Source organism: Hyphomonas sp. UBA3601, from assembly GCF_002375605.1.
Classification (GTDB): Bacteria; Pseudomonadota; Alphaproteobacteria; order Caulobacterales; family Hyphomonadaceae; genus Hyphomonas.
This window is the reverse complement of record NZ_DFME01000090.1, coordinates 31,912-41,925: the sequence shown is the minus strand read 5'-3', so window position 1 is coordinate 41,925 and position 10,014 is coordinate 31,912. Positions and strand designations below refer to the sequence as shown.

General features: G+C 55.1%; 12 protein-coding genes. 11 read left to right on the top strand and 1 reads right to left on the bottom strand.

Going from position 1 to position 10,014, the window contains the following annotated elements:
• The first annotated feature begins 205 nt into the window (after positions 1 to 205).
• The 4 genes from B4F73_RS09340 (at position 206) to B4F73_RS09325 (ending at position 3,184) form a co-directional block, all read left to right on the top strand.
• On the top strand, positions 206 to 1,453 hold the full coding sequence (locus tag B4F73_RS09340; RefSeq protein ID WP_290480175.1) for a flagellin: 1,248 nt from the start codon (positions 206 to 208) through the stop codon (positions 1,451 to 1,453).
• A gap of 63 nt (positions 1,454 to 1,516) precedes the next feature.
• Complete coding sequence (locus tag B4F73_RS09335; protein ID WP_290480174.1) at positions 1,517 to 1,906, top strand: flagellar biosynthesis regulator FlaF; 390 nt, start codon at positions 1,517 to 1,519, stop codon at positions 1,904 to 1,906.
• The gene (locus B4F73_RS09330; protein ID WP_290480173.1) at positions 1,906 to 2,340 is read left to right on the top strand and encodes a flagellar biosynthesis repressor FlbT; all 435 of its coding nucleotides are present in this window, start codon (positions 1,906 to 1,908) and stop codon (positions 2,338 to 2,340) included. Before B4F73_RS09335 ends, B4F73_RS09330 begins: the two co-directional genes overlap by 1 nt.
• Position 2,341: 1 nt before the next feature.
• The gene (locus tag B4F73_RS09325) at positions 2,342 to 3,184 is read left to right on the top strand and encodes a DUF1217 domain-containing protein (protein ID WP_290480172.1); all 843 of its coding nucleotides are present in this window, start codon (positions 2,342 to 2,344) and stop codon (positions 3,182 to 3,184) included.
• On the opposite strand, the gene B4F73_RS09320 is transcribed toward B4F73_RS09325, so the two are convergent.
• Entirely contained in the window at positions 3,181 to 4,503 is a 1,323-nt protein-coding gene (locus B4F73_RS09320) for a FliI/YscN family ATPase (RefSeq protein WP_290480171.1), read from the bottom strand. The genes B4F73_RS09325 and B4F73_RS09320 overlap by 4 nt on opposite strands.
• An 82-nt stretch (positions 4,504 to 4,585) precedes the next feature.
• Between B4F73_RS09320 and B4F73_RS09315 the strand changes: the two genes are divergently transcribed.
• Genes B4F73_RS09315 through B4F73_RS09285 form a run of 7 tightly spaced genes read left to right on the top strand, consistent with a single transcriptional unit; the run spans position 4,586 to position 9,857 of the window.
• Positions 4,586 to 4,948: a flagellar biosynthesis protein FlgB gene (locus B4F73_RS09315; RefSeq protein WP_242517420.1), complete on the top strand. Its 363-nt coding sequence runs from the start codon at positions 4,586 to 4,588 to the stop codon at positions 4,946 to 4,948.
• 3 nt (positions 4,949 to 4,951) lie between these two features.
• On the top strand, positions 4,952 to 5,335 hold the full coding sequence (locus tag B4F73_RS09310; RefSeq protein WP_206991596.1) for a flagellar basal body rod C-terminal domain-containing protein: 384 nt from the start codon (positions 4,952 to 4,954) through the stop codon (positions 5,333 to 5,335).
• Between the two features lie 11 nt (positions 5,336 to 5,346).
• On the top strand, positions 5,347 to 5,643 hold the full coding sequence (locus B4F73_RS09305; protein ID WP_206991595.1) for a flagellar hook-basal body complex protein FliE: 297 nt from the start codon (positions 5,347 to 5,349) through the stop codon (positions 5,641 to 5,643).
• Positions 5,644 to 5,658: 15 nt separating this feature from the next.
• Positions 5,659 to 5,922, top strand: coding sequence for a flagellar biosynthetic protein FliQ (locus B4F73_RS09300; protein WP_034814684.1), 264 nt, complete (start codon positions 5,659 to 5,661; stop codon positions 5,920 to 5,922).
• Between the two features lie 7 nt (positions 5,923 to 5,929).
• The gene (locus B4F73_RS09295; RefSeq protein ID WP_290480170.1) at positions 5,930 to 8,008 is read left to right on the top strand and encodes a flagellar biosynthesis protein FlhA; all 2,079 of its coding nucleotides are present in this window, start codon (positions 5,930 to 5,932) and stop codon (positions 8,006 to 8,008) included.
• Positions 8,008 to 8,763 (top strand): flagellar biosynthetic protein FliR, encoded by a 756-nt coding sequence (locus B4F73_RS09290; RefSeq protein ID WP_051607787.1) that lies wholly within the window; start codon positions 8,008 to 8,010, stop codon positions 8,761 to 8,763. The genes B4F73_RS09295 and B4F73_RS09290 overlap by 1 nt, the downstream gene beginning before the upstream one ends.
• An 8-nt stretch (positions 8,764 to 8,771) precedes the next feature.
• Positions 8,772 to 9,857: an EscU/YscU/HrcU family type III secretion system export apparatus switch protein gene (locus B4F73_RS09285; RefSeq protein ID WP_206991593.1), complete on the top strand. Its 1,086-nt coding sequence runs from the start codon at positions 8,772 to 8,774 to the stop codon at positions 9,855 to 9,857.
• Positions 9,858 to 10,014 lie beyond the last annotated feature (157 nt).

The window sequence follows — 10,014 nt, the reverse complement described above, 5'->3', positions numbered from 1 at the left end:
TCCAATGGATTGCAAACGCCATTTTCAAACGCCACCGGGAATTATCTTAAGAAGGCATGACGGTTAACTGATTGTACACGGGTCCTGTATACTCAGTGACGGCGAACCAAGATGGGTTGCGGGAATTCCCGACGTCAGGACGACGTGAGATCGAACCTAGGCAGCGACATAGCCGCTCGCCTGACGAACATGGGGTACATTCAAAATGTCCAGTATTCTGACTAACAATAGTGCGATGGTTGCGCTGCAGACCCTGCGCAACATCAACAGCAATCTCGAATCTGTCCAGTCGGAGATTTCGACCGGCAAAAAAGTTGCCAATGCGAAAGATAACGCCGCGATTTGGGCGATTTCGACAACCATGTCCACAGATGTTGAAAGCTTCAAGCAGATATCTGACTCTCTGAACCTTGGTTCGTCTACGGTCGGTGTGGCACGTCAGGCTGCCGAGCAGGTCACCAGCCTTGTTCAGGATGTCAAAAGTCTTGTTGTTTCCGCTCAGGAAGAAAACGTTGACCGGACGAAAATCCAGACCGACATTGATGCGAAGGTCGCTCAGATAACTACGATTGTCGGCGCAGCCCAATTCAACGGCCTGAACCTTATTAATGGTTCCAGCACCGCTGACGTGCAGATTCTTGCATCGCTTGACCGCTCGTCCGGCGGCACTGTCAGCGCATCATATATTGACGTTGAACGCCTGGACCTGTCGATTTCCAATACCGCTACGGCCGCAACGTTCGGTTCCACAGCTGTAGCCAACACTACGATCATCAATAACGACAGCGTGAACGCTGGGACGGCTGACACGCTGGCGGATGGGGCCAACCAGGACATCACGATTGCCAGTGTTGCCGATGGGTATTCCTACCGCATTGTGCTTGATGATTCTGCTACAGCCAACAGCATCGGCCAGCGCACCTTTGAATACGTTGCCAACGCCAATGACAGCACGGCATCTGTTGCTGCCAATCTCGCTAATCAGGTCTCTACGTTCCTGGATGCGACTGGCGATAGCAACTATACGGTTTCCCGCGATGGCGCCGTTATCAACCTTGCTAACGGGTCAGGCGGTACTCTGACTGTGACGGCAGCTTCTGCAACGGGCGGTACTGCAGGGACAACGACAGGCGGCCTTGGTAATCTTGCCACGATTGACGTGTCTACTTCTGCTGGCGCTACTTCTGCCTTGACTGCCGTTGAGTCCATGCTGAGCACGGCAATCGATGCCGCAGCTGCTTTCGGTTCGTCCCAGACCCGGATTGCTGACCAATCCGAGTTCGTTGCAACCCTGACCGACACCATGACCTCCGGTATCGGTGGTCTGACGGACTCCGACATCGAAGCTGCTTCGGCGAAACTGCAAGCCCTGCAGGTTCAGCAACAGCTCGGCGTCCAGGCGCTGTCCATCGCGAACTCTGCACCGCAGTCTCTGCTGTCGCTGTTCAGATAATTCTAACCGGCCCGGGCGCCTAGTGGCGCCCGGGTCACCCGTTTTGAATAAGAGTGAGAGCGTATGCAACAACTGGCTTACAAAGCGTATGGTGAAGTAACAAGCCGGACCGCGAACAGCGGACAGATTGAATACGCAATCTTTGAAGAAGTTACACAGGCCTTGAAGGCCGTCGATGCGCAGGAAATACCGCAGCCTACTGTATGGGCGGAGGCTATCGACCGGAACCTGAAGCTTTGGCAGATTTTGTCCATAGACCTGATGAGTGACGCGAACGAGCTCGAGCCCACTCTCAAGAAAAATCTGATCGCGCTTGCCGAATCTGTGCGCCGGATCAGCTATCATGTGTTCTCCCGCGAAGCGGAAATTTCCGAACTGGTCGAGATCAATGAAATCATTATGCAAGGCCTTGCAGGCCATGTTCCAAATCCAGCAATCATGGCAGCCAAATAGTGTCCGGACTAGTCCTCAAACTGGCCGCAGGCGAACGTTTTGTCGTAAACGGAGCAATGCTTGAAAATGGCGACAAACCGTCGACAGTGCGCGTTGTGGATGACAATGCCCGTATTCTCCGGTGCCGCGATGCCCTTAAGCCACAGGATGTCGATACGCCTACAAAGCGTGTCTACTACGCAATTCAGCTCATCATAACCGGCGATCTACAAGAAGATGACGTTCTTCCAGCCATTCTTGACGAGTGTGAGCGCCTGGAGGACGTATTTGAATCCATCGATCGCAAACTGCTGAGCGTTTTGCGCTCCATGCTAGATCGCGGAAACTTCTATTCGGCACTTTGCCACCTGCGCAACATCATTGCGATCGAAGCTGAACTCCTAAAAGTCGCTAGTTTGAAAACACAGTTTACTGAGCAGGCACAGGTCGCCTGACATGGTCTATCAGCCGGTCATCCCGATCACAGGATATGGCGGGTGGAAATTCCTGGAATCCACCTTTGACAAGCAGTTTGAAGGTTTCACAGATTCCGCCAGTGTTCGGAATGATCGTGAATATTTTCAGGAGAAGATGTCGTCTCCGGTCGCGATAGAAGACTTTCTTTCTGATCGGCGCCTGCTGCGTATCTCATTGACATCTTTTGATCTAGGCGGGGAAGAGTGGAAAGTCGGCTTCCTCCGTCACATGATGGAAGAGCAGGCCGATCCTGACAGTAGCTTTCTCAAGCGCCTTAACAGTCCGGCCTATACTGCATTTGCCACCACATTTACGGTCACCGATGGCAAAATCTCCCTGTCACAGGATACAATCGCGTCGCTTGCGGATGACTTTGAGCGCGCAGCCTTTCGTTCGGCTGTCGGCAATGTCGACAATAATATGAAGCTCAGCCTGAACTATGAGGCCAAGGTCGGGGATCTTGTCCGCGAGGGGTCCAGCGATGAGGCAAATCTCTACCGCCTTTTGGGAGACGTTCCGACCCGGACTGTCTTGGAAACGGCGCTGAACTTGCCCACTTCTTGGCAGCAGTTGGACGTCGACCAGCAGGCAGATATTCTGAAAGAGCGCGTATTGAGCGTGTTTTCTATCAGTAAGATTACGGACTTGGCCAATGAGGACGTCATGGACAAGGTACTCCAGCGCTTTCACACGATGGACTCGATCGCCAATGGTCAGTCCTCGCTTTCTTCCGGATCTGTGGCTTTGACGCTGCTCAACAACGCGGCGGGCTTCGGATCGACCGCCAGCCAGAACCTGTTTCTCAGCATCGTGTCGAGCTAGGATTTTTCGGCGGCCTCAACAGGGTCCAACAAGCCCTGAAGGTGCTGGAAGGCTTGTGGAATATGTCCGGTATTCGGCTCTGAAACGAAATTGTCCAGCTGCGGGAAGCGTTCGATGGATCGATCTCCGGCTGCGTCATGTCCTCGCTCATACAGATTGGCGCGCAGCATCGGCGCGATTTCTTCATAGAGTGCAATCGTCCGTCGGTAATCCTTGATGATTCTGTTTTCATCTGGTTTGGCCGCATCTGGTAGACATCTCGAGACACTGCGCAAAACATCAATAGCGGGATACCGTCCGCGTTCGGATATCTCCCGCGACAGGATGATATGACCATCCAGAACCCCACGGACCATGTCTGCTACGGGCTCTTCCATATCCGATCCAGCCACCAGGACGGAAAAGATTGCGGTAATATCGCCTTGGCCTTGCGCACCAGGGCCGGTCCGTTCCGCGACTTCGGCAATGGCGCGTACGGTTGACGGTGGAAAGGCGTTGAGGGCGGGAGTCTCTCCAGCTGAGAGAGATACTTCACGATGTGCTTCGGCAAAACGTGTGATGGAATCAAACAGGAAAAGGACCTGGTGCCCCTCATCCCGAAAATGTTCCGCAGTCGCGATCGCGCAGAGCGCGGCGCGTTTCTTGGCTCCAGGTGGGTCATTGGCAGTCGCAGCTACAATGACCGTTCGAGACAGGACGTCTTTGGGCAGAGTCTTGTGGACGAACTCATTCACTTCCCGGCTGCGTTCGCCGATCAAGGCAATGACGACGCGGTCCGCTTTCACGCCAGCAGCGAGCGAACCAAGGAAGGTAGATTTACCGACACCAGACCCGGCAAACAGGCCCATTCTCTGACCCTGACAGATCGGTAGGATCGTGTCAGTGATCATCCACCCGGTGGAAAGGCGCTGGCCTAGGCTTTTGCGGGTTGTGTTCGCCGGGGGAGATGCTCTCAGCGGGCGGCGAGTGGTGTTGGCGGCTGGTGCTATAGCGCTCTCGCCGGAAATCGTGCCTCGGTAGTCCACGATCTTGCCGAGCCAATGATCACCGGGCTCGACATAGGCTTCCTGTTCCAACACAGCTCGATCGCCAATTAGGATCGCATCAGATTCACCGTAAAGCATTGCTTTCACATGACCGCCGGAGACGGCGAGCACTTCTCCGAACACCTCACCCTGACGCGTGCGAACCCGAATTTCATTTCCCAGACGGGCGAACTGGCTGATCCCGCCAATCAGAATCAGTCCCGGTGATACCTCCGTGACGGTTCCCCAGATTCGGTACAGGCGATCAGGAAAATTGGGGGTCGGATGCAACAAGTAAACAGATCTCGCCTATTCGTTAACTCTTTCTTCAAATTACCCCGGCAATTCTTCCAAAGTATTAACTAGGAGCGATTCTGTGGCGATTCTCAATCTGGATGTCCTGAATGTTTACAGCGCCATGGCGCGCCATGCTGCTGAGAGTCAGAAAGTATCGGCGACAAATATCGCCCATGCCAACGATCCTGATTACAAGGCGCAACACGTCGAAGCCTTTCAGGACTTTCTCGCGCGAGCTGCATCAAGCGGAGCCGTCGATGCCGGCGACCCAGCTTTCAAGACGTTCGAGACGGATTTCGCAAACTCGCCGAACGGGAACTCTGTAAACCTCGAGCTCGAAATGTTCCGCGCAACCGACGCGCAGGGTCAGCACGAAATGGCGGTCTCAGTCTACACAAAGTCGCTTGACCTCCTTCGCACAGCCATTGGTCGGAAAGGGTAATTCATGGACTCACTCAAAGCCACGATGATGCAGGCTGTTTCCGGTATGCAGCTCCAGTCGAAACGAATCGATATCTCGTCCCAGAATGTTTCGAATGCCGACACGCCCGGTTACCGCCGCAAGATTCTGTCCGTCGAGCAGGCACCGACTGCTGCGGACGCCTTCATTGCGACACGCATCGAGCTCGATCAAACCGAAGGCGAGCGCAGTTATGATCCCGCCAGTCCGCTGGCGGATGCAGAAGGATATGTGACAGCGTCCAACGTGTCGCTGGTCACTGAAATGGCTGATATGCGCGAAGCGAATCGCGGATACGAGGCCAACCTGAACTCGTTCCGGCAGGCGCGAAGCATGTACCAGTCACTTCTCGATATTCTCAGGCGTTAAAGGGGGGCAGAATGTCCAATGTAAGCTTCAGTGCATACGCAGCGCTCGGTTCGATCAAGCCGGCCCAGGTTTCTGACAAACCAGCAACAAACCCGGCTGAAAAGTCGGGGGTGGCAGAGGGGTTCTCGACCTTCAAGGCTGCTCTGCAGGAGGCTGAGCAGACAGCCATGCAGACCGCTGTGTCCGGCGCGGATCCCCATGCCATGGTCGAAGCGCTAGCTCAGGCCGAGTTGGTCCTTGATGCCGCCGTGACTGTTCGGGACAAGGTCGTTGAAGCCTATCAGGAATTGCTTCGGATGCCGGTCTGATCAGGGCGGCCACACATGACCGAACTCGCCATCTTTGAAGTGTTGCGCGGTGCGCTCTGGGCGGCGGCCATGATGGCGCTGCCCATTCTTGCTGTCACGCTGGTGCTTGGGTTTGTAATAGGCTTGCTACAGGCGCTCACCTCCATTCAGGAAATGACGCTTACCTTCGTGCCAAAGATTTTGGCCGTCGTCGTCGTGTTCTTCCTGTCGCTTGGGTACATGACGCGCATTTGCCTTGATTTCTTTAATAATACCGTTCTCCCCATGATTTCGAATTAGGGCCGCCATGCCGACCTCACGCTTCTTCGATTTGTCAAAGCCGACCGCCATCCTCGCGATCGGCTTGATGGCGATTATTCTCATCATGGTATTGCCCGTCCCGGCTTGGGTTATGGACATCGGTCTCACGGCGTCCTTCGCGTTTGCCATTCTGATTTTCACGACCAGTATCTTCATCGAAAAGCCCCTGGACTTTTCGTCATTCCCGAGCGTGCTTCTGGCATCGCTGATGCTGCGCTTGGCGCTGAACGTATCCTCGACCAAACTGATCATCAGCCAGGGCCATACGGGTACCGACGCTGCCGGCAACGTCATCGAAGGCTTCGCCATGTTCATCATGGGCGGAAACCTGTTTGTGGGTCTGGTTGTGTTCGCGGTGCTGGTCATTGTGAACTTCATGGTCATCACCAAAGGCGCCGGCCGAATGGCGGAGGTTGGTGCGCGGTTTGCTTTGGACGCGATGCCGGGCAAACAGATGGCCATTGATGCCGATTTGGCTGTCGGCGCTATCAGTCATGAAGAGGCGCGCAACCGTCGTCAGAAGGAGCAGGAAGAAGCTTCCTTCCTGGGTTCCCTGGACGGTGCGTCAAAATTCGTGAAGGGCGATGCGATCGCTGGCTTGCTCATCACCGCCTTGAACCTCGTTGCGGGCGTCGGCTTTGGCCTTGCCGCACACGGGCTCAGCTTCACTCAGGCGCTGAACAATTACTCCATTTTGACCGTAGGGGACGGTCTCGTCTCCCAAATCCCTTCCGTTATCGTATCAGTGTCGGCGGCAATGCTTCTGGCGAAAGGCCGTGAGGACGGTGCAATCGATCTGGCGCTCGGCGCGCAACTGGGCGCGAATGCCACATCCCTGATGATCGTGTCGGGGATTCTCGCAATTTTCGCGCTGTTTCCGGGTCTGCCGTTTCTTCCTTTCATGCTGGCTGCAGCGGCGTTCGCGGCGGCATCTTTCTATATTCGCCGGCGGGAGCGCGACCTAGCCGCGAAAGCGGAAGCTGGCGAAATTGAAGAGCCGAAAACCAGCCTCGTCATTGGTGACTCTATTCACTCCGACGAGATCCACCTGGAGGTTGCCCCAGATCTGGTGGGCATGGTGCTGCAGGGGGCAGGTGGCTTTGAAAGTCGAATCGACAAGATTCGAAGGTATATTGCAGAAGAATATGGCTTCGTTCTGCCGTCCATCAGGATGACGGACAACCCAACGCTCGGGAAGAACGAATACCGCATTCGAATTCAAGGTGTGCGGGTAGATACAGGTCTTGTGCGCCCGGGCTCGCTGTTGGCGTTGATGGAAGATGGGCAACTGCCACACCTACAGGGTGAGAAGGTCAAAGAACCCGTTTACAAGGCAGCCGCCCGCTGGTTGCCAAGTACAAAGAAGCAAGAGCTGTCTGCTGCTGGTATCCCAGCGGTCGAGCCGACGGAAGTTCTCGCGACTCACATGCTTGAAGTCATTCAGGCAAACTTCACACTCGTCTTTACACGCATGGTTATGCTGGACACGCTGGATGCCTTGACTCATATCAGCGACAGCGAACGTGCTGCGTCCAACAGGCGGTTCCTTGATGAATACATTCCCGGGAAGGTTAGTCCTGAACTTCTGCTATCAGTGCTGCGCCTGCTGCTCGAGGAGCGCGTGTCGATTCGTAATCTGTTCCTGATTGTTGAAACAATTGCCGAGGTCAAAGCCCAGTCAAGCGCGCCGTCGCGCATTGTGGAACTCGTTCGCCAGCGGCTCGGATTCCAGATTGTCGATCGCCTTCAGGACGGTCAAGGCCGCCTTCCGCTGCTCCAGCTCTCCACCAATTGGGAACAAAAGTTCAACGAGCACGAAATCTCCCGCGAGGATGGCGGATCGGATATTGCCCTGCCTCCAGAAATGTTTGGAGAACTGACGACAGCGGTGCAGGCCAAGTTGAACGAAATGGCTCAGAAAGGTGTTGTTGCCTCCGTGGCAACCTCGTCCCGTCGGAGACGTTTCCTGCAAACTGTTCTGGCGAGCAAGGGCGTGCGCAACTCCGTTCTGGCGTATGAGGAAATCGGTTCCAAGAGCAAGCCGTACATCGTCGGCGTCGTCTGATGCTGGAAGGACTTCCAATCGGGCCACAACTTTCGGCCTGGATTATCCTTTTCATGCTGATCGTCGCCAGGTTGACCTTTGTCGTATTCCTGATGCCGGGGATTGGCGACCAGACCGTGCCGATGCGTGTGCGCATGTCGCTGTTACTGGGCGTGGCCACCCTGTTTGCCATGTCCGGCATCGTCACGGCACCTGTTGATATCTCAATTGCGAACTTTGTCGGTCTCCTGGGGGCGGAAACCATAATCGGGCTGGGCCTGGGTGTATTGCTGCGCACATCCATCTGGATTCTGAACATGGCCGGATCACTGATCGCCCAAACGATCGGGCTTTCGCAAATGCTCGGCATTGCGCTGGATGCTGAGGCGCAGACGGTGGTCTCGAACATGTTGGCCATGGCGGGTGCCGTCCTACTCTTGTCGGCAGACTACCATGTCAGCGTATTTGTTAGACTCGCTGAAATATACATCGAAATTCCGGTTGGGGGGCTCACGCAGTTCGATCAGTCCTTTGTCATTGAGGGCATGTTCAACGCCATAAAGTTTGCCGTGCTGATCGCTTGGCCCTTTGTGGCGATCAACCTGCTCTACAACATCTCGCTCGGCTTTATTAATAAGGCGCTGCCATCGCTGATGGTGGCATTTGTGGGCGCCCCCTTTATGATCGGAGCGGGGTTTGTGCTTCTGGCCATTTCGGTGTCAACTATTCTGATAGTCTGGATGGATCGGGTCTCCGGTTCGATCGGCTGGTGGTGAGGTAGGCAATGGCCGAGGATCAATCAGGTGGTGGCGAGAAGGAGTTCGAGGCCACCGAACAAAAGCGACGTGAGGCGCGTCGCGAAGGGAATGTCGCCCAGTCCAAGGAAGCCAATACGTTTGCCCTGTTCGCTGGCGTTATCATCGCTGCCATCATGTTCAGTGCCGTTGTGGCGGGGGCCATGTTCAGCGAATTTTCCGCATTGATGTATCACGCTGACAGCTATGCGGCGGACGTTTTCAACGACGGTGGCGGAGCAACGAAAGCTTGGCTGGCGCGCACATTGGTCAAGGTGATACCCTTGTTTGCGATCATGGCGGCCCTTGTACTCGCCACGCTGGTTATCCAGCAATCGATTGCCTTCTCGGCGAAGAAGATCAAACCCGAGTTCAACAAGATTTCGCCAACCGAAAACCTGAAGAAGAAGTACGGTACAAAGGGTCTGCTGGACTTCCTGAAGGATATGGCAAAAATGTTCTTTGCTGGCGGGCTCGCGGCTGTGTTCCTGTATGGGTTTGCACAGCATTACTATGCGAGTAGTGCGGTGGAGCTCAGCGATTTCTTCAATTTCACCTTTGGCCAGGTGCTGACGCTGTTCCTTATCTTCGGTGTGTTTCAGTTCGTCCTCGCTGCGATTGACCTGCCGCTGCAGCGGCAGCTGCATTCCAACAAGCTCAAGATGAGCAGAGAGGACATTAAAAAGGAGCAGAAGCAAAGCGAAGGCGATCCTCAGCTCAAGCAGAAGCGGCGCGAGAAGGCGTCCAGCATGAGTCGGAACCAGATGATGCAGAATGTCAAAACAGCGACCGTCGTCATGGTCAACCCGGAACACTATGCCGTGGCCTTGAAATGGGATCCGGAGGGGGGCCGTGCACCCGTCTGTGTCGCCAAGGGTGTCGACCATCTGGCTGCCAAGATTCGCGAAACTGCCACGGCCAATGATATCCCAATCTACCGGGATCCACCGTCGACTCGGTCCATCTACCGGTTGGTAGATATTGATGAGGAAATCCATCCTGACCATTTCGCAGCCGTTGCAGCTGCAATCAGTTTCGTCGATCGCATTCGCAAGCAGACCGGGGGCGCCCAATGACAGGTTCTCGCCCGAAATTGCTCAAGCTCGTCGCGCTGAAGCGACAGAAAGCGGAGCAATCCCTTGCAATTGTACAAACCGAGCTGCGCGATCTTGGGAAGCAACTGGATGCATTGCAGGAGGAGTTCGCCAGTGCTGACCAGGCGGGCGGAGATGT